19 protein-coding genes are annotated in these 23,285 nt (G+C 46.1%); 6 read left to right on the forward strand and 13 right to left on the reverse strand.

Annotated elements, in window-relative coordinates; translation table 11 throughout:
- Positions 1 to 50 precede the first annotated feature (50 nt).
- Entirely contained in the window at positions 51 to 677 is a 627-nt protein-coding gene (locus A3712_RS23635) for a helix-turn-helix transcriptional regulator (RefSeq protein WP_063525237.1), read from the reverse strand.
- Between the two features lie 179 nt (positions 678 to 856).
- Positions 857 to 1,864, reverse strand: a complete 1,008-nt coding sequence (gene glpX / locus A3712_RS23640; RefSeq protein ID WP_063525238.1) for a class II fructose-bisphosphatase — start codon at positions 1,862 to 1,864, stop codon at positions 857 to 859.
- Positions 1,865 to 2,187: 323 nt separating this feature from the next.
- Between glpX and zapB the strand changes: the two genes are divergently transcribed.
- Entirely contained in the window at positions 2,188 to 2,430 is a 243-nt protein-coding gene (gene zapB, locus A3712_RS23645) for a cell division protein ZapB (RefSeq protein WP_004737134.1), read from the forward strand.
- A gap of 94 nt (positions 2,431 to 2,524) precedes the next feature.
- Here zapB and rraA read toward each other — a convergent pair whose 3' ends face one another.
- The 7 genes from rraA to priA form a co-directional block, all read right to left on the reverse strand.
- On the reverse strand, positions 2,525 to 3,043 hold the full coding sequence (rraA, locus tag A3712_RS23650) for a ribonuclease E activity regulator RraA (protein WP_063525239.1): 519 nt from the start codon (positions 3,041 to 3,043) through the stop codon (positions 2,525 to 2,527).
- A gap of 73 nt (positions 3,044 to 3,116) precedes the next feature.
- On the reverse strand, positions 3,117 to 4,034 hold the full coding sequence (locus A3712_RS23655) for a 1,4-dihydroxy-2-naphthoate polyprenyltransferase (protein ID WP_063525240.1): 918 nt from the start codon (positions 4,032 to 4,034) through the stop codon (positions 3,117 to 3,119).
- Positions 4,035 to 4,223: 189 nt separating this feature from the next.
- Positions 4,224 to 5,564 carry an HslU--HslV peptidase ATPase subunit gene (gene hslU / locus A3712_RS23660; protein ID WP_004737137.1) on the reverse strand — a complete coding sequence of 447 codons (1,341 nt, stop codon included), beginning with the start codon at positions 5,562 to 5,564 and terminating at the stop codon, positions 4,224 to 4,226.
- Between the two features lie 56 nt (positions 5,565 to 5,620).
- A complete protein-coding gene (gene hslV / locus A3712_RS23665; RefSeq protein WP_004737138.1) occupies positions 5,621 to 6,169 on the reverse strand; it encodes an ATP-dependent protease subunit HslV in 549 nt (182 codons plus the stop codon).
- A 201-nt stretch (positions 6,170 to 6,370) separates the two neighbouring features.
- Positions 6,371 to 6,910 (reverse strand): cell division protein FtsN, encoded by a 540-nt coding sequence (gene ftsN / locus A3712_RS23670; protein ID WP_063525241.1) that lies wholly within the window; start codon positions 6,908 to 6,910, stop codon positions 6,371 to 6,373.
- Between the two features lie 122 nt (positions 6,911 to 7,032).
- A complete protein-coding gene (gene cytR, locus A3712_RS23675) occupies positions 7,033 to 8,037 on the reverse strand; it encodes a DNA-binding transcriptional regulator CytR (protein ID WP_004737140.1) in 1,005 nt (334 codons plus the stop codon).
- A gap of 239 nt (positions 8,038 to 8,276) precedes the next feature.
- Positions 8,277 to 10,478 (reverse strand): primosomal protein N', encoded by a 2,202-nt coding sequence (priA, locus tag A3712_RS23680; protein ID WP_063525242.1) that lies wholly within the window; start codon positions 10,476 to 10,478, stop codon positions 8,277 to 8,279.
- 329 nt (positions 10,479 to 10,807) lie between these two features.
- On the opposite strand from priA, the gene rpmE reads away from it, so the two are divergent.
- Both rpmE and A3712_RS23690 read left to right on the forward strand, forming a co-directional pair.
- Complete coding sequence (rpmE, locus tag A3712_RS23685; protein WP_004737142.1) at positions 10,808 to 11,026, forward strand: 50S ribosomal protein L31; 219 nt, start codon at positions 10,808 to 10,810, stop codon at positions 11,024 to 11,026.
- Positions 11,027 to 11,359: 333 nt separating this feature from the next.
- Complete coding sequence (locus tag A3712_RS23690; RefSeq protein WP_063525243.1) at positions 11,360 to 12,649, forward strand: malic enzyme-like NAD(P)-binding protein; 1,290 nt, start codon at positions 11,360 to 11,362, stop codon at positions 12,647 to 12,649.
- A gap of 188 nt (positions 12,650 to 12,837) precedes the next feature.
- On the opposite strand, the gene metJ is transcribed toward A3712_RS23690, so the two are convergent.
- The gene (gene metJ / locus A3712_RS23695) at positions 12,838 to 13,158 is read right to left on the reverse strand and encodes a met regulon transcriptional regulator MetJ (protein ID WP_004415993.1); all 321 of its coding nucleotides are present in this window, start codon (positions 13,156 to 13,158) and stop codon (positions 12,838 to 12,840) included.
- A 207-nt stretch (positions 13,159 to 13,365) separates the two neighbouring features.
- On the opposite strand from metJ, the gene A3712_RS23700 reads away from it, so the two are divergent.
- From A3712_RS23700 to metF, 3 genes are all read left to right on the forward strand, one after another.
- The gene (locus A3712_RS23700) at positions 13,366 to 14,547 is read left to right on the forward strand and encodes an O-succinylhomoserine (thiol)-lyase (RefSeq protein WP_063525244.1); all 1,182 of its coding nucleotides are present in this window, start codon (positions 13,366 to 13,368) and stop codon (positions 14,545 to 14,547) included.
- A 2-nt stretch (positions 14,548 to 14,549) separates the two neighbouring features.
- Positions 14,550 to 16,961 (forward strand): bifunctional aspartate kinase/homoserine dehydrogenase II, encoded by a 2,412-nt coding sequence (locus tag A3712_RS23705; RefSeq protein ID WP_063525245.1) that lies wholly within the window; start codon positions 14,550 to 14,552, stop codon positions 16,959 to 16,961.
- A gap of 276 nt (positions 16,962 to 17,237) precedes the next feature.
- Positions 17,238 to 18,122 (forward strand): methylenetetrahydrofolate reductase, encoded by an 885-nt coding sequence (metF, locus tag A3712_RS23710; protein WP_063525246.1) that lies wholly within the window; start codon positions 17,238 to 17,240, stop codon positions 18,120 to 18,122.
- A 156-nt stretch (positions 18,123 to 18,278) separates the two neighbouring features.
- On the opposite strand, the gene A3712_RS23715 is transcribed toward metF, so the two are convergent.
- The 3 genes from A3712_RS23715 to argE all read right to left on the reverse strand — a co-directional run bounded on the left by A3712_RS23715 (position 18,279) and on the right by argE (position 23,191).
- Positions 18,279 to 18,818, reverse strand: a complete 540-nt coding sequence (locus tag A3712_RS23715) for a PadR family transcriptional regulator (protein WP_063525247.1) — start codon at positions 18,816 to 18,818, stop codon at positions 18,279 to 18,281.
- A 349-nt stretch (positions 18,819 to 19,167) separates the two neighbouring features.
- On the reverse strand, positions 19,168 to 21,804 hold the full coding sequence (ppc, locus tag A3712_RS23720) for a phosphoenolpyruvate carboxylase (RefSeq protein WP_197465907.1): 2,637 nt from the start codon (positions 21,802 to 21,804) through the stop codon (positions 19,168 to 19,170).
- 250 nt (positions 21,805 to 22,054) lie between these two features.
- The gene (argE, locus tag A3712_RS23725; protein WP_063525248.1) at positions 22,055 to 23,191 is read right to left on the reverse strand and encodes an acetylornithine deacetylase; all 1,137 of its coding nucleotides are present in this window, start codon (positions 23,189 to 23,191) and stop codon (positions 22,055 to 22,057) included.
- Between the last annotated feature and the right edge of the window lie 94 nt (positions 23,192 to 23,285).

Consider the following 23,285-nt stretch of genomic DNA (forward strand, 5'->3'; position numbering starts at 1 on the left):
TGTTCGATCTTTTAATTTCTCAATATTGAGACAAGATCAATGACCTAGCGTTAAGCGGTAGCGACAGGGACTAAGGTGTAGGTACAGCGTCGTTCGCCAGTAATAATATGCTCAGTTCGACTGACGTGGCACTCATCTTTTAGTAGTTCGGTGAACACGTTGAGTTCAGATTGACACAAGCTCGGGCAACGAGTCGCCGCCTTACAAATAGGGCAGTGGTTTTCAATCAGGATGTAGTGATCGTCCTGTTCTTTCAACTCTGCCATATAACCTTCGTCTTCACGAAGTTGGGTGAGCTTTTCTAACTTACTGACTAGATTATCACAATCAGACAGGGCAGATTGATACTGTTTTAAGGTGTGTTGTTCACGCTCGGCAGCGACTTTAGCTAAGCCTTCTTTTCCGAACAGATTCTCTACCGCATCGATGACTTGAATCGTAAGTTCACCATGACGGTCTGAAAACTGACTATGGCCTTGCTGAGTAAGAGACCAGTGGCGGGTTGGACGACCGACTTTCACTTTGACGTCATGAAACGCGAGAATGCCATCATCTTCCAGGCTTTGCAGATGTTGCCTTGCACCCATTGTCGTCATACCAAACTCTTCTGATAGCTGTTTGGCCGTTACTGCGCCTTGACGCTTAATGGTCTGTAAGATTTTGTCGCTTGTTTTCATACTATCCCTACCTCATGAACCTTACTATTATGAGGCAAGGTGTTTATAAAGCAAACCATTTACTATTTTGACAGTTACTGACCTATCAATAGCAAGGGTGAGAATCTGACAGGGCAATAGAATAAAAGGCTGATACTTGGTATCAGCCTTTGAATATTCGGTTTTACTCGATATGAGGATTACAGGATGTGACCAACCACTTCTGGATCTTTACGCTCTAGGTAGTGGATTGATTTGATGCGGCGAATGGTACGGCAGCGGCCACGGATCAGCAGGGTTTCGGTTGTCGCGATATTGCCTTGACGAGAAATGCCTTCTAGCAGGTCACCCTTAGTGATACCCGTTGCTGAGAATACAACGTTGTCGCTGCGAGCCATGTCTTCCATCTTTAACACGATGCCAGCGGTTACGCCCATTTCAGCACAACGCTCTAGCTCAAGCTCACCGTGTTTACGGTTCTCTTCTGTATCGCCTTTCACTTCGTGGCGAGGCAGTAGACGACCGTGCATGTCACCGTCTAGCGCGCGAATTACTGCGGCAGAAACAACACCTTCAGGTGCGCCGCCAATGCAGTACATTACATCGACTTCGCTGTCTGGCATACAGGTTAGGATAGATGCTGCTACATCACCATCTGGCACTGCGAATACACGAACGCCCATCGCTTGCATCTCTGCAATCACTTGATCGTGACGTGGCTTAGCCAGTGTGGTTACTACCAATGTGTCGAGTGTTTTACCCAGAGCCTTAGCAATGTTTACTAGGTTTTCTTTTAACGGTAGAGCTAAGTCGATAGCGCCTTTAGCTCTAGGGCCAACTACTAATTTTTCCATGTACATATCAGGCGCTTTTAGGAAGCTACCTTTCTCGCCTGCAGCCAATACAGCCAATGCATTTGATTGGCCCATTGCTGTCATGCGTGTCCCTTCAATTGGGTCAACTGCGATGTCGACAGGGTCGCCGCCTACACCTACGTTTTCACCGATGTATAGCATAGGCGCATCATCGATTTCGCCTTCACCAATAACAATTTCACCGCTGATCTCGGTTTTGTTTAGTAGGCTACGCATGACTTCTACAGCAGCGCCATCTGCAGCGTTTTTGTCGCCACGGCCAAGCCACTTGTAACCAGCCAGTGCTGCACCTTCTGTGACACGAGAGAATGACATTGCTAAATCGCGTTTCATGCGGACTCCAAAATTTTCAAAGGGGGAATAGAAATTTCGCGGCGGATTTTACCATATCCAAAAGGAAACGTTTGCCTTTTTGCTTTTTGCAGATTGCTTTTGATCAATGAGCAGTAAAAAACCACTAATATTCATCAAAATAATTGGTTTGCGAGTGTGACTGTAAGAATTAACGTCAATATTCGGTAAAAGCGCTGTTTTTTTCATCGAATGGCGCAAAATATCGAATATATTGAGTGTTTATCCTTGCTCTGCTGAGTAGAATGGGGAAATAAGTGGAGTGAACCTTCACCATCAAATGGATAACTTAAAGGTAGGCCAGAATGTCTTTTGAAGTACTAGAGCAACTAGAAGCAAAAATTCAAACAGCAGTAGATACGATTGCACTTCTTCAAATGGAAGTGGAAGAGCTTAAAGAAGAGAAACAAGCACTAGCAACAGAAGCTGGTGAACTGAAAGCAAGCCGTCAAGAGCTAGAGCAAAAAACTCAGCAGATGCAAGAAGAGCACTCTGCATGGCAAGATCGCATCCGTAACCTTCTTGGTAAAATGGATGAAGTAGAGTAATTCACTCTTCAGATTAAAAAACGCCCGCTACTTAGTAGCGGGCGTTTCTGTTTGTGTTCTAGGGTTATTGTGAGTGACTTATGAAGAGCTAGGACTACTCGACTTCTTCTTCATCAGCGTCGAGATCAAGCTCAACGTCTAAAGGTTCGGCTGAAAGAATAATGCCCGTATTGTCGGCGTAAAGGTAATCTTCCGGTAAGAAGGTTACGCTGCCAAAGTTAACGGGTACATCTAGCTCACCAACACCATCTTGACTAGCTCCAACGGGAATGGAAGCCAGAGCTTGAATACCTAGGTTCATGTCTTCCAGCTCATCGACTTCGCGAACGCAGCCATACACCACAATACCTTCCCACTCATTGTCTTCGGCAAGTAGAGCCATTTCGGCATCAATCAGTGCTTTACGCAGTGAGCCGCCGCCATCGATTAACAACACACGCCCTAGACCGTCTTGCTCTAGTATAGAGCGAATCAAAGCGTTGTCTTCAAAGCACTTTAATGTCGTGATCTGTCCTGCGAAAGAGGCACGTCCACCAAAGTTGCTGAACATTGGCTCCACGACATCAACTTGATCTAAATATATGTCGCACAGTGCTGAAGTGTTGTATTCCATTAGTATACCTTTTGAACAATGAGCTTACTTTGAGTATATCGGTGCTTGATCGCTTTGCAATGATTAGTCTCAATTAACTCAATAGAGTTTGAGCTACGACAACCCCTGCAAACAATAGGTTAGTGACCAGCGAGCATTTCACGATAACAGGCATCATAGGTGCAATTTGAGCGGGTTTTTCTGTTTCCCAAACCGCTTTACCATGTTTGTAGACAATAATAATACTGAGTAAAAACGGCAGGCTGATCCAAACGGGTTTTTCTTGAATCAGTAGGTAAATCGCAAAAGAGACAAGTGCACAACCAAGCAGAGCAAAATGGTATTGCTTAGCTTTACGTTGCCCCAAGCGAACAGCCATGGTGCGTTTACCACATTCACTGTCGTTTTCGATATCACGCATATTGTTGATATTGAGTACCGCAACCGCCATCAAGCCACAGCCTAACGCAGGAAGGAACAGGCTTGGTTCAACATGACCAGTATGTAGGAAGTAAGTACCTGAAACGCCTAATAAGCCAAAGAAGATAAATACCGATAAGTCGCCAAGGCCAATATAACCATAAGGCTTATTACCCACGGTGTAAGCGATAGCGGCAACAATGGCTAATACGCCTAGCGCGATGAAAGACAGAATGCTCTCAATTGACTTTAAGGCATGAAAAATCAAAATCAGTCCAGCAATCATGGTAAACACGATGTTGAGGATGATTGCTTGCTTCATGGTTTGAGCCGTCACCGCACCGGATTGCATGGCGCGCATTGGACCTAAGCGGTTTTCGTTGTCTGTACCTTTTACCGCATCACCGTAGTCATTCGCCAGGTTCGACAAAATCTGTAATAGGGTTGCGGTTAAAAAGGCCAACAGAGCGATCGATAAAGAGAACTTACCGTTGGCGAACGCTAAACTACTTCCTGTAAGAATAGAGACGAGTGCGAGAGGCAGAGTTTTTGGTCGTGCGGCATCAAGCCAAATCATAAGAGATTGTTTCATCGTAAGTCTATTTCGTTGTAAGGACACCTTGATTAGCAGGGCGCCTATATTGTAAGTATTGGTTTCATGCGGTGATTTTAGTATACGCCCATTTTTCAGGTAATAAAAAGCCCACTCGAAAGTGGGCCTTGAATTCGCTTATTAGCTGCTATTTCTTTGAGATAGAGCAATAAGTTGGAGTTTCGTGTGCTACAGGATGAAGCGGCTTAGGTCTTCGTCTTCAACGAATTCACCAAGCTTTGAGTTTACGTAAGCTTCATCGATCACTAGCGTGCTACCTGCTTTGTCTGTTGCATCGAATGAAATCTCATCCATTAAACGCTCCATCACAGTGTGTAGACGACGTGCACCGATGTTCTCAGTGGTTTCGTTTACGCGCCATGCTGCATCCGCGATCTGGTTGATGCCGTCTTCAGTAAACTCAATGTTCACATCTTCCGTCTTCATTAGGGCAATGTATTGCTCTGTCAGAGATGCTTTTGGCTCAGTTAGAATGCGTTTGAAGTCATTCGCTGAAAGCGCTTCGAGTTCTACACGAATTGGTAGACGACCTTGCAGTTCTGGGATTAGGTCAGATGGCTTAGCCACTTGGAATGCACCTGATGTGATGAACAGGATGTGGTCCGTTTTCACCATGCCGTGCTTAGTTGATACTGTGCTGCCCTCGATAAGAGGCAGTAGGTCGCGCTGAACACCTTCACGAGATACGTCTGGGCCTGAGCTATCGCCACGCTTACAGATTTTATCGATCTCATCGATGAATACGATACCGTTGTTTTCAGCGTTGAAGATCGCGTTCTCTTTCAGCTCTTCCTGGTTCACAAGCTTAGCGGCTTCTTCTTCCGTTAGGGCTTTGAATGCGTCTTTGATTTTCATCTTACGCTTTTTCTTGGTGTCGCCAGCTAGGTTTTGGAACATGCCCTGTAGCTGGTTCGTCATCTCTTCCATACCTGGAGGTGACATGATTTCAACACCCATTTGTGGCGCTGCTACATCAACTTCGATCTCTTTGTCGTCTAGCTTACCTTCACGCAGTTTCTTGCGGAAAATTTGACGAGTGTTTGAAGAAGTAGAATCTTCGCTTGATTGCTCGTTCTGACCCCAAGCGTCGCGTGCAGGTGGTAGTAGGGCATCAAGGATGCGCTCTTCAGCTTGTTCTTCAGCTCGGTATTTTACTTTTTCCATCGCTTGTTGGTGCGTCATCTTGATCGCAACATCCGTTAGGTCGCGGATGATGGTCTCAACTTCTTTACCAACGTAGCCAACTTCAGTGAACTTGGTTGCTTCTACTTTGATGAACGGTGCGTTTGCTAGTTTCGCTAGGCGGCGAGCAATCTCGGTTTTACCAACACCAGTTGGACCGATCATCAGGATGTTCTTTGGTGATACTTCAACACGCAAGCTCTCTTCAAGCTGCATACGACGCCAGCGGTTACGTAGTGCGATAGCCACTGAACGCTTAGCGTTGTCTTGGCCGATAATGTGGCGATTGAGTTCGTGAACAATTTCTCGAGGAGTCATCTCAGACATGGTTTTTCCTTAATTCTTTAATCACTGTTGATACAAGTTTTGGGTAGAAGCGTTTGTTATTCTGGCTTTGGTAGCTCAACAGTGCTTTCTAGCTCTTCAACAGTGTGGTGATGGTTGGTGAACACACAGATATCGCCAGCAATATTCAGCGATTTTTCTGCGATTTCACGTGCATCTAAATCAGTATTTTCTAATAGTGCCGTAGCCGCTGCTTGAGCGAAGTTACCGCCTGACCCGATAGCGATTAGGTCGTTCTCTGGTTGAACAACATCACCGTTACCTGTGATGATCAGTGAAGCGGTTTCGTCAGCTACCGCTAGTAGTGCCTCTAATTTACGTAGAGCACGGTCACTACGCCAATCCTTCGCTAGCTCAACGGCAGCTTTGGTTAGGTGGCCTTGGTGCATTTGCAGCTTGCTTTCAAATTTTTCGAATAGCGTGAAAGCATCAGCGGTACCGCCAGCAAAGCCAGCCAGTACCTTGTCATTGTATAGGCGACGCACTTTACGGGCATTGCCCTTCATTACCGTGTTGCCTAGAGATACTTGTCCATCACCCGCGATGACGACTTTATTATTACGACGTACAGATACAATGGTAGTCACGAGTAGGGCCTCTTAATGTTCTTATCTTTGGGTATAAAAAGTATATGAGGATGGCGCTCGGATAATTCAAGGAATCACAAGTGATGTCGCGCAACTTATCGATGTAAGTTTAAGAGAAGATAGAAAAAGCGATGAATAAAAGAAAGCCTCCACAATGGGAGGCTTTAGTCATTTGTCTTTTTTGCGACTGCTTTACTGGAATTACTCGGTATCTTTCCAGATAGCGCAAGGCTCGATTTTAGCACGCTGCAGCTTGTGGCGGTCTCGCTCTGCATCACGCTTAAGTTTGTATGGCCCAAGCACAACGCGGTACCAGCTGCTGCCATCTTTCTTACGGATTTCACTCGAGATACCTTGGAAGGCGATATCCAACTTACGTGTTTCTGCCTGAGCTGAAGTTTTGTAGGCGCCACATTGCATGATGTAAGGGATCTTCGAGACCTCTTGTTCTTTGGCTTTCACTTCAATTTCGCGACTTGGCAGCGTTTCAACATAGTCCCACTTCTCTTCAGGAGGTGGCGGGATTACTTTAGCTGGTTTTGGCTTAGGCTTTGGTTTGCTCACTACAGGAGCCGGTGCTGGTGGCTCTGGGTCATTACTCAATAGATAAAGTCCGTAACCAAACCCGCCAACAAGGAGGATCGCCAAAAGACCACTACGCCATGGTTTACGGCGAGGGGCTTGTTTTTTGGTCGGTGTTTTCGTGCCACGACCACGCTTCACATAATCTCTATTAGCCACAAGACAATTCAGTAGTTGGTAAATCTGCTCTCATGGTAATCCAGATTGCGCGAGGATAATAGTGTAGAAATGGAAGCGGCACATCAAAATGCGCCGCAGATTTATATGGGTATTTCGAAGACTTACATTCGAGGTGGTGCAGTACTGCCTCGAACCACTAGGCTGGCTTCTAGAAGACGCGAACCTGCTTGCACATCGTTGCCTTTTAGTAGGTCTAGCATCATCAACATCGCTTGGCGTCCAATCTCATAACGAGGTTGAGAAATTGTGGTTAGCGGTGGATCGCAGTACTGAGCGAATTGAATATCATCAAAGCCAACAACAGATAAATCTTGAGGCACTCGTAAACCGAGTTTCTTCGCTTCTTGAATCGCACCAATTGCCATCGCATCGTTGTGACAGAAAATAGCGGTTGGCTGCTCTGGTAGCGCTAACAGTTGGCGAACCGCTTGAGCACCCGCTTCGAAGGTAAAATCACCGATGGTGCTGTAGGCTGGGTTCATTGACACGCCAGCACGACGCAGCGCTTGTTGGTAACCTTGCTGACGGAACTTACATAGGGTTGCTGACATGGGGCCAGAGATTTGAGCGATACGCTTATGACCCAATTGAGCAAGGTAGTTTACGGCTTCGAATGCAGAGGTCAGGTTATCGATGTGTACCGTAGGCAGTTCAAGCTCTGGTGCGAACTCACACGCCATTACCATCGGAGGTAGGTTCTTTTGTTCAGACTTGCTGACATCGAACGGATGGTCGGTGCCTAGTAGTAGCATGCCATCTGCTTGCTTGGTGAAGACGAGATTAACAAACGAAGATTCGCGTTTTTTCTGTTGACCGCTGTCACCCAGTAGGACGAGGTAATCATTTTCGACAGCGGCATCTTCGATACCACGAATGATTTCTGCAAAATACGGGTCACAGATATCAGGAACGATAGTAATGATGGTTTTTGATTCGTTGCGACGTAAATTTCTAGCTAATGTATTGGGTGAGTATCCAGCTTCAAGTACGGCTGTTTCCACTCGTTTTCGAGTCGAAACTGAGACTTTCTCAGGGTTCATCAAAGCTCGTGATACGGTAGCCGTTGAGACGCCTGCTAGCTGGGCAACATCCTTCATTGTCGCCATAAATTAAACCCTCTTTTAAGTTCCTTTGCTGCCTAAGTATCTAAGGCATGACTAATAAATGTAATAGAATAGATATATGAAAGTGTTGCTAACACTTTTTTTATTGCAATATTTTATTCGTTTCATCTGTGTAAAGTTACGGCTAGATTAACAAAAATCACATAACTCGTGTGAACTTGCTCACGAGAAATATGAAATATTTGTGAACAAACTTATCATTAGTTTTAACCCGAAGGGGTTTAGCTCAAATCCTGCGGCTCTATATCGAGCGACCAACGAACTTTTTTCGCGGCGGGTAACATATTAATTGCCGGCTTCGCACTCATTAATAGCTTCTGCATAAGTGAGCGAGTTTGGGTTTGCAAAATCAACTGCCAGCGAGATTTACCCGCTCGCTTCGCCAGTGGCGCAGGGGTTGGGCCTAACACCATGCAATATTGGTCAAACAGTGGGTGTGATTCCAGTGTATGACGAACCTGACGTAAGAACTCTTCCACTAAGCGTGTGTCGTTCGCTTCTGCTCTGAACAGCGTCATAAAGGTGTAAGGAGGCAGCATCGCCTGTTTACGCTCTGCTAAGGCCGTTTGAGCAAAGTGGTTATAGTCTTTGTGCAGCAGCGCTTGCAGTAATCCGTGTTCTGGGTGATGGGTTTGTAAGATCACCTCACCAGGCTTACTCTCACGGCCTGCACGCCCTGCCACTTGAATAAACAGCTGAGCAAGACGTTCTGAGGCTCGGAAGTCACTGCTGTATAAAGAGCCATCGACATCCAATAACGCCACGAGTGTCACGTCAGGGAAGTGGTGGCCTTTAGCTAACATCTGGGTGCCGATAAGAATCTGGTATTCACCTTTGCGAATCGATTCGAGTGCGCTTTCTAGGCTGCCTTTACGACGAGTGCTGTCGCGGTCAATACGAATGGTTTTGTATTCGGGGAATAGCTGACCAAGTTGCGCTTCCAACTGTTCGGTACCCACACCGACCGTGACCAAGTTTGCTGAACCACAGCCTTGGCAGTTATGCACAATATGCTGTTGTGAGCCACAATGGTGACAGCGCATCTCGTTGCTGTATTGGTGATAGGTGTAGTAGGCATCGCAGCGCTTACACTCTGCCGTCCAACCACAATCGTGACACATCAATGCCGGAGAAAATCCTCGCCGGTTGAGGAACAGCATTACCTGATTACTTGATTTTAAGTGTCGTTGCATCTCGGCAATGAGTGACGCAGACAAGCCACTTTCCAGATATTCACCTTTTACGTCCAACACTTTATTGGTGGTGGGTAGCGCGACACCGGCACGTGAGGTTAGAGTCAGGTGACTGTACTTACCTAGCTGCGCGTTGTGAAGTGTTTCGAAAGCTGGGGTTGCTGAGCCTAATACCACTGGAATCTGCGCTTTGTGCGCACGCATGATCGCCACATCTCGAGCATGGTAGCGTAGGCTATCTTGCTGCTTATAAGAGGCGTCGTGCTCTTCATCGACAATAATAATGCCCAGATCCGCAAACGGTGTGAACAGAGCCGAACGGGTACCAATCACAATGCCGGCAATTTTATCGCGAGCTGATAACCACGCATTCAGGCGTTCTGAATCGTTTAGGCCTGAGTGGATAACCTCAACAGGCACATTAAAGCGTCGCTTAAAGCGGTTGATGGTTTGTGGTGTTAGGCCAATCTCTGGCACTAGCACTAAAGCTTGTTTACCTTGGTCAAGAATCGGCTTAATCATATTCAGGTAGACTTCCGTCTTGCCTGAACCCGTGACACCTTCTAAAAGGAAGCAACCAAAGCTGTTTTGACTATTAACCGTTGCAATTGCGATGGCTTGCTCTTCGTTGAGCTTAGGCTTGTCTTGGTCGTTTTCGAGGTCGGCTGGCCACGGTTGGCGTTTTGGTTTTTTCTCAACCGACTCAATCCAACCTTTCTCTTCCAGTGTTTTGAGAACGGCGCTGCCTACCTCTTGGTCGATGAACTCTTGATGAGGAACGGCGCCGTGCTCGAGCATGTGCATGACTTTGGCTTGCTTGACTGCGCGGCCAAAGCCTTGCATCAGTTGGTCGCGGCCTGATGGTGTTAACTGCCATTCAACCAAAGTTGCGAAGTCTGCAGCTTTGCCTTTGCGTAAAGCGCTGGGTAGGGCATTGGCAAAGGTTTCGCCAAGTGGGTACTGGTAGAACTGACTGCACCAAGTTAATAGTGAATAGACAGATTCAGGCCAAACAGGTTGGTTATCCAATAGCGCTTTAATGGGTTTGAGCTTGTCTAGCTCGAATTCTGATTCGTTAACCAGAGCCGTGACAATCCCTGTTAAGGTTTGTCGTCCAAAAGGCACAGAGACTCGACCCCCAATAATCGGGAATAGGTGGCTTGGAATCTTATAATCAAACTGCTTGTCGAGTGGAACAGGCAGCGCCACACGGGCAATCATTGGACACATAAAGGGACGGCTTTATCTAAATTGACGAGAGCGAACAGTCTAAAGGATAAGACGTTTAAATTCGAGAAACAGTTTGGCTGACAAGGGGAAGTGAGTGCCTGAAAGTCGCTGCCGTCAAAGAATTTCAATAGATGAAGAAAATAATATCAATATTGGCGAAAAATGTATCAAATCAGTTGATCCTACCTCACAGATTCATTACTATACTGCGCCTTAAAGGTATGGCTTCATCGCGTTTTAGTGATAAGCGGTGTCTTTATTTCTTTTTAAACTACGTGTGGTGTGCGGCTTAGAATCGTATAGCGACACGGCCTACTTGAGGTTATCCCATGAAAGCTGGAATCCACCCAGAATACAAAGCAGTTACTGCTACTTGTTCTTGCGGCAACACTTTTGAGTTCAACTCAACGCTAGCAAAAGAATCAATCCACCTAGACGTATGTGACAAATGTCACCCGTTCTACACTGGTAAGCAACGTATCGTAGATACAGGCGGCCGTGTTGACCGCTTCAACAAGCGTTTCGGTGCTCTTTCTAGCAAGAAGTAATTCTCGCTATTTAGACATAAAAAGGACACTTCGGTGTCCTTTTTTGTTGCCTGAAATTTGAGAAAATACAGACTTTCACCTCAAGCTTTCATTCTCTCCTACACTAAGCGGCTTGCCTCTATATTGAAGGGTAATTCTTCGCTTATTACTCATCACTGCAAATCCGCTCGAAAGTTCAACAAGCGATAGTAATTTCAACTGCTCACTGGTCTTATTAGTAGTGAAATCTCGTTTTTTAATGAGACAGAGGCCTTTACCACCTAGGAACTTTGAAGTACATCCATTAACATAAACAAGATCCCCCTAATAATAATATCCTAGGAACCTACACCTATGTCTGAAGACAGCAGCCAAGATCAATCCTCTCAAGAATTATCACCTCAAGAACAATTCCGTCAGCAAGCTCTTGATTACCATGAGTTCCCAATTCCAGGCAAAATTGCCATTGAGCTGACGAAGCCTGCAAACTCTGCAGAAGACCTAGCACTTGCTTACAGCCCAGGTGTGGCTGAGCCAGTTCGCGAGATCGCACAGAACGTAGATAACGTTTACAAGTACACAGGTAAAGGCAATATGGTTGCAGTTATCTCTAACGGTACAGCGATTCTTGGCCTAGGTAACCTTGGTCCAATTGCTTCTAAGCCAGTAATGGAAGGTAAAGCGCTACTGTTCAAGCGTTTCGCTGGTTTAGATTCTATCGATATTGAAGTAAAACACCGCACAATCGATGAGTTTGTCGATACGGTTGCGAACATCGCAGATACATTCGGTGGTATCAACCTAGAAGACATCAAAGCACCTGACTGTTTTGAGATTGAACGTCGTCTGATTGAGCGTTGTGATGTACCTGTATTCCACGATGACCAACACGGTACTGCGATCGTAACAGCAGCAGGTATGCTGAACGCGATTGAGCTTCAAGGTAAGAAGCTAGAAGAGTGTAAGATCGTCTGTCTAGGTGCTGGTGCAGCAGCAGTTGCTTGTATGGAGCTACTGATTAAGTGTGGCGCTCAGCGTGAGAAGATCTACATGCTAGACCGTAAAGGTGTGATCCACACTCGTCGTGATGATTTGAACGAATACAAAGAGCTATTCGCAAACAACACAGATAAACGTACGCTTGAAGATGTTATCGAAGGTGCTGACCTATTCTTGGGCGTATCAGGTCCTAACCTACTTCCAGCAGAAGCACTAACGCTGATGGCTGATAAGCCAGTTGTGTTTGCATGTTCAAATCCAGATCCAGAGATCAAGCCAGAGCTTGCTCACGAAGTTCGTTCTGACCTTATTATGGGCACGGGCCGCAGTGATTACCCTAACCAAGTAAACAACGTCCTTTGTTTCCCATTCATTTTCCGTGGTGCACTTGATGTGCGTGCAAGCGAAATCAATGACGAAATGAAGCTAGCGGCAGTAAAAGCGATTCGTGACCTAGCGAAAGAAGAAGTACCAGCGGAAGTACTAAAAGCAGCGGGTGAGACTTCACTTGAGTTTGGTAAGGGTTACATCATTCCTAAGCCAATGGACCCACGTCTACTTCCTCGCGTAGCAAAAGCAGTAGCAGAAGCGGCCGTTGAATCTGGCGTTGCACGTATCGAGATGCCTGCTAACTATATGGCTTAGAGGCATAGCGACTGGATGGCATAGTCGCTTGTTATAACGGTTGCTCCATAGAGCACAAATAATAAAAAACCGACTCAGCTAGAGTCGGTTTTTTATGTCTCTTATTCACAGAACACTGAAAAGACGAATCAGTAATATGAACATTCAGCTAAAGCGAATCAATATTGAAGGCAGTGACTGAGTTATTGTTACTCTTCGTCAAATGCTTCGAACTCGATACCCATCTCTGTCATCAGCTTTTTCACCTCTGCAGGAATATCATCTGGGCGATCTTTACGAAGGTCTTCATCCGTTGGCAGTGGTTGGCCTGTGTACGCATGTAGAAAAGCTTCACACAGTAGCTCACTGTTTGTTGCATGGCGCAGGTTGTTGATCTGGCGGCGAGTACGCTCGTCAGTAAGCACCTTTAGCACTTTTAAAGGGATAGAAACTGTAATCTTCTTTACTTGTTCGCTTTTCTTTCCATGCTCAGCATATGGGCTTATGTATTCACCATTCCAGTCGGCCATTGCGTACCTTCATCACTTTAGTTGTTAGATTAAATTAATAGTGGTGATTTTAGCGGGATTTACCGCCATAAGCAAAGACATATAGACGTCTAGAAGTGTTGACGTCTCACTTTTATGAAAGTAAAGTAAATAACATATATCTAACACAGCCGCAAAATGCCGACAAGCAGCTGTGACTCTCAGACGCAAACTTGTAAGGAAGCACCTATGAGCAGCCGGAAGCCAGCAACAATCGCAGTACGTACTGGTATCGAGTCAGACACGCAACACCATGCCGTTGTCCCGCCTATTTATCTTTCGACTAACTATGGGTTTCCCGCTTTTGGTGAAGTGCCAAAGTACGATTACACCCGTTCTGGTAACCCAAACCGCGGTTTATTAGAAACGGCACTGTTTGAGCTTGAATCAGGCAAAGGTGCAGTGGTTACTAACTGCGGTACTTCGGCACTGAACTTATGGGTTTCGGCTTTCTTAGGTGGCGATGATCTGATCGTTGCACCACACGACTGCTACGGTGGTACTTACCGTCTATTTAACACTCGCTCTCTTAAAGGTGACTTCAAAGTTCTGTTTGTTGATCAATCGGATCAAGAGGCATTAGATGCGGCGATCGCACTTAAGCCAAAGTTGATCTTATTAGAGACACCATCAAACCCGTTAGTTCGCGTAGTCGATATTGCAGAAACCTGCCGTAAAGCGAAAGAGGTCGGTGCGTTGGTTGCTGTCGACAACACGTTTTTGACTCCTGTGTTCCAAAAGCCTTTAGAGCTGGGCGCTGACTTTGTTATCCACTCAACGACCAAATACATCAACGGTCACTCAGATGTGATTGGTGGCGTTGTCATCACCAAAACTGAAGAGCACGCTGAAGAGCTAGCATGGTGGGGCAACTGTATTGGTGCGACTGGTACTCCATTTGATAGTTACATGACGCTACGTGGCATTCGTACGCTAGGTGCGCGTATGCGTGTTCACGAAGAGAGTTCACGTGAAATTCTGACTGCCTTGCAACAGCAAGATCTTGTCGGTGCGATTTATCACCCAAGCCTCCCTGAACATCCAGGTCACGAGGTCGCCAAGAAGCAACAGTCAGGCTTTGGCTCAATGCTGAGCTTTGAGTTTGCAGGCTCATTCGAGGCGCTCAAATACTTTGTTGGCGAGTTAGAGCTGTTCTCTTTAGCGGAATCACTTGGTGGTGTAGAAAGCCTGATTTGTCACCCCGCGTCGATGACTCACCGTGCGATGGGTGAAGAAGCACTGGCAGAGGCGGGCGTTTCTCAACAGTTGCTGCGTCTTTCTGTTGGTCTTGAAGATGCAGAAGACCTGATTGATGACCTTAAGCAGGCGTTTGAAAAAACACAACGCTTTATTGCTGAAGGGGAGGGTTAATAATGGCAACTTTTCGCCAGCTACATAAATTTGGTGGTAGTAGTTTAGCTGACCCTGAGTGTTACCTACGTGTGGTGAACATTCTTAGAGAGTATTCATCAGCAACAGACTTAGTGGTTGTATCGGCAGCTGGCAAAACCACTAACCGTTTGATTGAGTTTGTAGAAGCGCTTGATAAAGATGGGCGTATTGCTCATGAGTGTCTACAAACCCTTCGTCAGTTCCAGCTTGAACTGATTGAAGCGCTGCTTGAAGGTGAACCTGCAGAGCAACTTACGGCGACTATCCAACAAGAATTTACCGCTTTGGGTGGCCTAACAGCGCCTCTAAGCGAAGCACAAAAAGCACAAGTATTAGGTCACGGTGAAGTATGGTCGTCTCGCTTACTAGCGGCGCTTTTATGTCAGGGTGATCTCCAAGCCGTAGCACAAGATGCACGAGACTTTCTGCGTGCTGAAGCGGGTGCACAACCAGAGGTGGATCGTGCACGCTCTTACCCTCTTATTAAAGAAGCGTTAGCGCAGCATGCTCATTGTCGCGTGGTGATTACCGGCTTTATGGCGCAAAACAGCGATGGTGAAACGGTATTGCTTGGTCGCAATGGTTCAGACTATTCAGCGACTGTGATTGGCGCTTTGGCTGAAGTGGATCGCGTAACGATTTGGAGTGACGTAGCAGGCGTATACAGTGCTGACCCTCGCTTGGTGTCGGATGCGTGCTTACTGCCTCTGCTTCGCCTTGATGAAGCAAGTGAACTCGCTCGTCTAGCCGCACCTGTACTTCATAGTCGTACGCTACAGCCTGTCGCACAAAGTGCGATGGACCTTAGTTTACGTTGTAGCTACCAGGCAGAGTCAGGTTCAACTCAGATTGAGCGTGTTCTAGCGTCAGGTCGTGGTGCAAAAATCATTACTTCTCTAGATGAAGTGCTTATCGTACAACTAACCTTTGGACATGGACACGATTTTGAACGTCTAGAAAGTGAAGTGCTTGAAGGGCTTAAGCGTGCTCAACTAGAGCCGTTGGCTTACGAACTAGAACCGGATCAACACTGTTTGCGCCTTGCTTACACAGAAGAGATTGCGGGTGGTGCTCTGGAATATCTACAAGATCATGCAATTGACGCTGAGATTAAGCTGAAAGAGGGTTTTTCTCTGATTGCTGCCGTTGGTGCAGGTGTGACGAAGAACCCGAATCACTGTTACGGTTTTTACCAGCAATTAAAGAATTCATCGGTTGAGTTTATCTCAGAGGCGAACTCTGGCCTGAGCTTAGTGGCGGTGATTCGTAAGAGCGAAACATCAAGCCTAGTGAAGGGCATTCACTCTCAACTATTCCAAGCGCAGAAGCGTGTTGCGATTGCCTTGTGTGGTAAGGGTAACATTGGTTCAAGCTGGCTGAGTCTGTTTGCAGAGCAAAAGGCTGAGCTTGAAAAGCGCCGTGGGATGAACTTTGAATTGGTTGCCGTGGTGGATAGCCAAACCTATTGGTTCGACGACCAAGGCATTGATGCAACCTCTGTCGGTGAGCGCTTTGATGATGAAGCGATTGCTAACAATGGTAACAACTGGCTAGAGCGTTTGGGATCTATTCAGGGATACGACGAAGCAGTTGTACTTGATGTGACTGCCAGCCAAGCTCTTGCAGAAAAGTATCTGCAGATCGCTCAGCATGGTATTCATCTAATCTCGGCGAACAAGGTCGCTGGTTCAGCATCAAGTGAGTATTACCATCAGGTACAAGATGCATTTGCTAAGATCAGCCGCCATTGGTTGTATAACGCGACCGTTGGTGCGGGCTTACCTATTAACCACACGGTACGTGACTTACGTGAAAGTGGCGACGATATTATTGCGCTGTCGGGTATCTTCTCAGGTACTTTGTCTTGGTTGTTCCAGCAGTTTGATGGCACGGTGCCGTTCAGCGAGCTGGTGGATTTAGCATGGCAACAAGGCCTGACAGAACCAGATCCTCGTGCTGACCTCGATGGTTCAGACGTGATGCGCAAGTTGGTGATTCTGGCTCGTGAGTCGGGTTTAGATATTGAACCTGAAAATGTAAAAGTAGAATCACTGGTCCCTGAAGAGTTGCAAGACCTATCGGTGGATGACTTCTTTGACAAAGCCTCTGTTTTGAGTGAAGAGCTGGCGGAGCGTTTGGAGAAAGCACATTCTCAACAAAAGGTGCTACGTTACGTCGCACGTTTAGAGAAGAACGGTAAAGCAACGGTAGGTGTTGAAGCGTTATCGAAAGAGCATGCTCTGGCGAACTTGCTGCCTTGCGACAACATCTTTGCGATTGAGAGTAAATGGTACAAAGATAACCCATTGGTTATTCGTGGCCCAGGCGCTGGACGTGAAGTAACGGCTGGCGCAATTCAGTCTGATTTGAACCGAATGTCGAGCTTGTTCTAATACTCAGATGATTTGCTATGAAAGGTAAATAGCATACTATTTACTAAGATGAATAAGGCTGAGAGCACGATGTGTTTCTCAGCCTTTTTTCTTCTTTATTTCTGCTTTGCGACCCATCTAACGACTTGAGTTTTACTCACGATCTACTTGAGAAAAATTCATAATGGATCTGTTGACATTAAATCGTATTCAATACATTCTGTGGACATATAGACGTCTAAACGTCGTTTGAGGACTTGAGATTTTAGTGGTTGCTTTTGCCACAGGGAGAGTAAGATGGGATACACACACGCTAGTCATATCGACGCTTTAAATCAGAATATCGCTGAGCTTTCTGACAACATCAATGTGTCATTTGAGTTTTTTCCACCAAGCAGTGAAAAGATGGAAGAGACTCTGTGGAATTCTGTTCACCGTCTTAAAACGCTGCAACCAAAATTTGTATCAGTGACCTACGGTGCAAACTCAGGTGAGCGTGACCGTACCCACTCAATCATTAAAGAAATCAAAAACCAAACCGGTCTTGTTGCTGCACCGCACCTAACGTGTATTGATGCGAGCAGTGAAGAGCTAATCCAAATTGCTGACGACTACTGGGCAAATGGTATTGAAAGTATCGTTGCGCTGCGTGGTGATATTCCACCAGGCGGCGGTACACCAGAAATTTATGCATCTGACTTAGTTGAGCTACTGAAATCTCGCCACGATTTTGATATTTCAGTCGCGGCATTCCCTGAAGTTCACCCTGAAGCAAAAAGCGCTCAATCTGATCTTATCAACCTAAAACGTAAAGTAGATGCCGGCGCTAACCGCGCTATTACCCAGTTTTTCTTTGATGTGGAAAGCTACCTACGTTTCCGTGACCGTTGTGTAGCGGCTGGCGTTGATGTTGAGATTGTACCGGGGATCTTACCGGTTTCTAACTTTAAGCAAGCGTCTCGCTTTGCAGCAATGAACAACGTGAAAGTACCAGGCTGGATGGTGAAACAATTTGAAGGTTTGGATGATGACCCAACGACTCGCCAATTAGTCGGTGCTAGCCAAGCGATCGATATGGTTCGTACGCTGAGCCGTGAAGGGGTAAAAGACTTCCACTTCTACACGCTAAACCGTGCAGAAATGACTTATGCACTATGCCATACGTTAGGTGTACGCCCATAGGTTGCTGCGCTTTCAGCAAGACCTAAGAAGTAAAGCCCAAACTCTCATAAAAGCATCGCTTTAAAATTCAAATCCTACAGATACAAAAAAGCTTGGACTCTAAGAGTTCAAGCCTTTTACTTTTCTAGCTTCTAGCTTCTAGCTTCTAGCTTCTGCTTAAGCGATAGCACCAAGTTCAAGCAGTACCTCTTCTGCCCATAAAATCCATGCTTCACGGATAAGTAGGTTACGACGAAGTGTCAGGCGCTCAAGGCGAGCTTGTTTGTCTAGAGTTGATGGCGTTGCGTAGTAAGCTGCTTCGATTTCTTTGTAGTGAGAAACCAGTTTGCGAGACTCTTCTACAAGCTCAGAAAGTTGTACACGGTACGCGTCAGAAGGTTGTACAGCACAAGCCATTAGCTTAGCTGAGAACTCGTCGCGAACAGTTGGGTGTGCAGTCGGTTGTTCAAACCATTCACCCAGAGCACTACGGCCAGCATCGGTGATAGAGTAAACTTTACGATCAGGTTTGCCTTCTTGAGGTTCAAGCACGCAAGTTACCTGTTCGTTCTGAGCCATTTTATTTAGCTCGCGGTAAACTTGTTGATGGCTAGCTTTCCAGAAGTAACCGATGCTTGCAGAGAATTCTTTTGTGATATCGTAACCAGTAGCGTCGCGTGTACTTAGAACGGTTAAAATTACGTGTGGTAATGACATGTCTGAAATCCAAATGGTAAACAGTAAACAAATACTTAAACATCAAGTGTGCTTCTAGTGGCACGTTATATTGGATATGTTTAAGTTGTACCAACTCATGGGTTGGTTATGTCACCTTACAAAGCCGTTTATCACCTAGGTCGACCAGTTTGTTGGTCAAGATACTGCAGATTATGATTATTGAGTGTTTTCGCAGTAGAGTAGTAGTATATCTAAATAATAAGCATAAAGTAGAATACATGGATAAAATACCCCAAAAAAATGACAAAAAACTCATTATGGTCATTTTTTTGAAACAAAAAGGTCGCACTAGGCGACCTTTTGTCTTTTTTTTAGTGTTAATCACTAATTATCCGGTGTTTCGCATGCCTGCAGCAATGCCTGCAATGGTCACCATTAGCGCTTCTTCTAACTCTGCTGGTGGTGTTTCGCTCTTACGAGTACGGTACAGCAGCTCAGCTTGAAGCATGTTCAATGGCTCTACGTAGATGTTGCGTAGGCGAATTGACTCAAGCCCCCAAGGGTCGCTCTGCATCAGGTTCTCGTTGTTCTCTACATTTAGCACGGTTTTGATGTCTTTTTGCAGCTGCTCACGCAGTAATTCACCCAGAGGCAATAGCTCTTCGTCAACAAGACGTTGGTCGTAGTACTTAGCGATCTCCATGTTGCACTTCGAGTACACCATTTCCAACATACCCAGGCGAGTAGAGAAGAATGGCCATTCGCGACACATTTCTTCAAGTAGGGCTTGGTGACCTTGGTCTACTGAGTATTGAATCGCCTCACCAGCGCCTAACCATGCAGGAAGTACCAAGCGGTTTTGGCTCCAAGAGAAGATCCATGGAATTGCACGTAGGCTTTCTACACCACCGTTCGGGTTACGTTTCGCAGGGCGAGAACCTAGAGGCAGTTTGCCTAGCTCTAGTTCTGGTGTTGCTTGACGGAAGTAAGGAACAAACTTCTCTTCTCCACGAACCACGTTACGGTAAGCCTCACAAGAGACTTGAGACAGCACTTCCATTAGGTCGCGCCACTCTTGTTTTGGCTCTGGTGGCGGTAGAAGGTTCGCTTCTAGGATCGCACTTGCGTAAAGGTTGAAGCTGTTTACAGCAACATCTGGTAAGCCAAGCTTAAAGCGGATCATTTCACCTTGCTCAGTTACACGTAAACCGCCTTTTAAGCTCTTAGGTGGCTGAGAAAGAAGAGCGGCGTGCGCCGGAGCACCACCACGACCAACCGTACCACCACGACCGTGGAATAGAGTCAGTTCAATGCCCTCTTCATCACAAACCTTAACCAGCTTGTCCATCGCGTCATATTGAGCCCAACCTGCAGACATTACGCCCGCATCTTTCGCCGAGTCTGAGTAACCGATCATCACCATTTGGTGGTTCTGGATAAAGCCACGGTACAAGTCGATGCTCATTAGCTGTTTCATTACTGCTTCTGAGTTGTTCAAGTCGTCTAGCGTTTCGAACAGTGGACATACGTCCATTCGGTACGGACAGCCACATTCTTGCAGTAGCAAGTGAACAGCCAGCACGTCTGATGCAGTGCGAGCCATAGAAATTACGTAAGCACCGAAGGCTTCACGAGGTTGAGCAGCAATGACCTTACAGGTGTCTAAAACCTCTTTAACCTGTTCAGATGGTTCCCAATCGCGAGGAAGTAGCGGGCGCTTAGAGCTTAATTCATTGGTTAAGAAAGCAATCTTGTCTTGCTCGCTCCATTGGTCGTAATCGCCAATGCCTAGGTAGCGAGTCAGTTCAGACAGTACATCTGAGTGACGGGTACTTTCTTGACGAACATCGAGACGAACTAGGTGGACACCGAACGCTTTTAGGCGTCGCAAGGTATCAAGCAGGGAACCGTCTGCGATTACGCCCATGCCACATTCGTGCAGCGATTGGTAGCACGCGTAAAGCGGAGTCCAAAGTTGGTCGATGTTCTGTAGTGTTTCTTTCTTCGGAACTTCAGTGTCATGCAGTTTTGCATCTAGTACTTCTAGTGTGTTGTTCAGCAGAGTACGTAGGTTCTTCAGAATGGCACGGTAAGCTTCGTGCTCATCACCAGCTAGTTCACGAACGGTATCATTGCACTTAGTCATCGATAGTTCGGTAATCAGCTCGTTAATGTCACCTAAGTAAAGGTCTGCAGCTTTCCAGCGAGATAGGCGCAGTACTTCTTTGGTGATGGTGTGCGTTACGAATGGATTACCGTCGCGGTCACCACCCATCCAAGATGAGAAGTGTACAGGGCGAGCATCAATTGGTAGGCCTTCGCCAAGGTAGCCTTTTAGTCGTCCATCCATTTCACGTAGGAAGTCAGGAACGGCTTCCCATAGTGAATTTTCTACTACTGCAAAGCCCCATTTCGCTTCATCAAGTGGCGTAGGGCGTTGCTGACGAATCACATCTGAGTGCCAACCTTGAGCGATCAACTGCTCTAGGCGACGTTCGGTCTTCGCGCGCTCTTTTTGTGATAGGTCGCTTAATTCTAATTTAGATAGACACTCATTGATTTTTACCAATTTGTTGATCATGGTGCGACGAGTGATTTCTGTTGGATGCGCCGTTAGAACGAGTTCAATGTTCAGGTCGCGAACGGCTTGAGCTGCATCTAGCTTGCTGATGTCGTTCTGGCTTAATTTGGAAAATAGAGATTGCAGCACATCTGGTTCACAAACATGCTCTTCACAGTGGCGAGAGATAGTGTGGTATTGCTCTGCCATGTTTGTGAGGTTGAGAAATTGGTTAAATGCACGAGCAACAGGGGTCAGTTGTTCGTTTGGCAGGTTTTTGATTTCTTCAACTAAGCTGTCACGGTCAGCCTGGTTGCCTGCGCGGGCGGATTTGGAAAGTTTACGGATAGTTTCCACTTTCTCTAAGATAACGTCACCGTGTGCATCTTGGATTGTGTTACCTAGCAAGCGTCCTAGCATGCTTACGTTACTCTTGAGAGCGGCGTATTTCTCGTTCATTGTCATCCTGCCTCGTAAAAAAATTACATCCATTGTTCCTTGTTAAGTAAACAATCTAGCGAAAACTGCTGTACCTAGTCAAATAAAGCATTCTAAGTTTGCAATTGTTAGTTTTCGAAATGCGGGAGAAGTAAATTTTTCAATACTTCGGAATAAAGTGAAATTTAATTACAAGATCAGCTTATAGCGGGGATAACAGAATAAAGCCACCTTTTGGGGCAGCTTTTATAAAAAAGTATCATAAAGGTAGCAATAACTAGAAACAATATTTACGGATTGATTTACCTAAAATATCAATCGTTGGATTGATGAAATCGAAGCTTAAGAACTCATCCGGCTGGTGGGCTTGGTCGATTGAGCCAGGACCCAATACCAAGGTTGGGCATAGCTCTTGTAGGAAAGGCGCTTCAGTACAGTAGTTGACGGTTTGCGATTCAACTTCACACACCGACTCCATGCCGCCGATAAACGGATGGTCGTGCTGACACTCGTAACCCGGGATAGGTTCATGTAGGGGGGTAATTTCAATTCTGCCCGGCCATTTCGCTTCTACTTCTTTTAGCGCGCTGCGCAGCATGTTATCTAAACCGTCTAAGCTGATACCTGGCAAAGGACGTACGTCGTAGTGCAGCTCACAGCAGCCACAGATACGGTTAGCGCTGTCACCACCATGAATATGGCCTAGGTTTAGTGTTGGGTTTGGAATGGCGAACCCCGGGTGGTGGTACTCTTTGATGAGTTTGTCGCGCAGCTGCATTAAAGCAAATAAGACTTCATGTATGATCTCGATGGCATTAACGCCTAATGCTGGATCTGAAGAGTGACCTGATTTACCGGTTACGCGCACTGCATTCGCCACATGGCCTTTATGACCACGAATTGGCACTAGACTAGTTGGCTCACCAATGATGCAGTAATCCGGTTTAAACGGTGCATTTTCAGTGAAGTGACGCGCACCTAGCATGGTGGTCTCTTCATCACAGGTTGCCAATACATAAAGTGGCTTTGTCTGTTTGCTCCAATCCATCTTTCTTACTGCTTCATAGATAAAGGCGAAAAAACCTTTCATGTCGGCAGTGCCTAATCCGTAGAAGCGATTGTTGTGTTCTGTCAGTGTGTGAGGGTCGAAATTCCAACGCCCTTCATCAAATGGCACGGTATCGCTGTGTCCTGCCAATAATAAGCCGCCTTCACCCGAGCCCATTTTTGCGATCATATTATGCTTGCCAGGCTCTACTTCCACGACTTCTACGCTAAAGCCCAGGTCTTTAAACCATTGAGCCATTTTTTCGATCACTTTCTCGTTGCCATGATCCCAACTTGGATCCGTAGAGCTAATTGAGTCGGTGGAAATTAGGCCTTTATAGACCTCAAGGAAACTCGGTAATTGCATAATATCTTCACTTCTACTATTGACAGGAAAACCATAAGTCGGTAAAACACATATTAAATCATATTTAATGCATAAAGAATCAAATAGAGCTAAA

Origin of the sequence: Vibrio sp. HI00D65, assembly GCF_001635455.1 — a bacterium.
Lineage (GTDB): Bacteria > Pseudomonadota > Gammaproteobacteria > Enterobacterales > Vibrionaceae > Vibrio.

Coding starts and splice junctions, on each gene's coding strand:
- rpmE (WP_004737142.1), top strand. CDS start 10,808: ATGAAAGCTGGAATCCACCCAGAATACAAAGCAGTTACTGCTACTTGT.
- glpX (WP_063525238.1), bottom strand. CDS start 1,864: ATGAAACGCGATTTAGCAATGTCATTCTCTCGTGTCACAGAAGGTGCA.
- metJ (WP_004415993.1), bottom strand. CDS start 13,158: ATGGCCGACTGGAATGGTGAATACATAAGCCCATATGCTGAGCATGGA.
- A3712_RS23655 (WP_063525240.1), bottom strand. CDS start 4,034: ATGAAACAATCTCTTATGATTTGGCTTGATGCCGCACGACCAAAAACT.
- A3712_RS23700 (WP_063525244.1), top strand. CDS start 13,366: ATGAGCAGCCGGAAGCCAGCAACAATCGCAGTACGTACTGGTATCGAG.
- A3712_RS23705 (WP_063525245.1), top strand. CDS start 14,550: ATGGCAACTTTTCGCCAGCTACATAAATTTGGTGGTAGTAGTTTAGCT.
- hslU (WP_004737137.1), bottom strand. CDS start 5,564: ATGTCTGAGATGACTCCTCGAGAAATTGTTCACGAACTCAATCGCCAC.
- priA (WP_063525242.1), bottom strand. CDS start 10,478: ATGTGTCCAATGATTGCCCGTGTGGCGCTGCCTGTTCCACTCGACAAG.
- A3712_RS23715 (WP_063525247.1), bottom strand. CDS start 18,818: ATGTCATTACCACACGTAATTTTAACCGTTCTAAGTACACGCGACGCT.
- A3712_RS23690 (WP_063525243.1), top strand. CDS start 11,360: ATGTCTGAAGACAGCAGCCAAGATCAATCCTCTCAAGAATTATCACCT.
- cytR (WP_004737140.1), bottom strand. CDS start 8,037: ATGGCGACAATGAAGGATGTTGCCCAGCTAGCAGGCGTCTCAACGGCT.
- rraA (WP_063525239.1), bottom strand. CDS start 3,043: ATGGAATACAACACTTCAGCACTGTGCGACATATATTTAGATCAAGTT.
- A3712_RS23635 (WP_063525237.1), bottom strand. CDS start 677: ATGAAAACAAGCGACAAAATCTTACAGACCATTAAGCGTCAAGGCGCA.
- argE (WP_063525248.1), bottom strand. CDS start 23,191: ATGCAATTACCGAGTTTCCTTGAGGTCTATAAAGGCCTAATTTCCACC.
- metF (WP_063525246.1), top strand. CDS start 17,238: ATGGGATACACACACGCTAGTCATATCGACGCTTTAAATCAGAATATC.
- ppc (WP_197465907.1), bottom strand. CDS start 21,804: ATGACAATGAACGAGAAATACGCCGCTCTCAAGAGTAACGTAAGCATG.
- zapB (WP_004737134.1), top strand. CDS start 2,188: ATGTCTTTTGAAGTACTAGAGCAACTAGAAGCAAAAATTCAAACAGCA.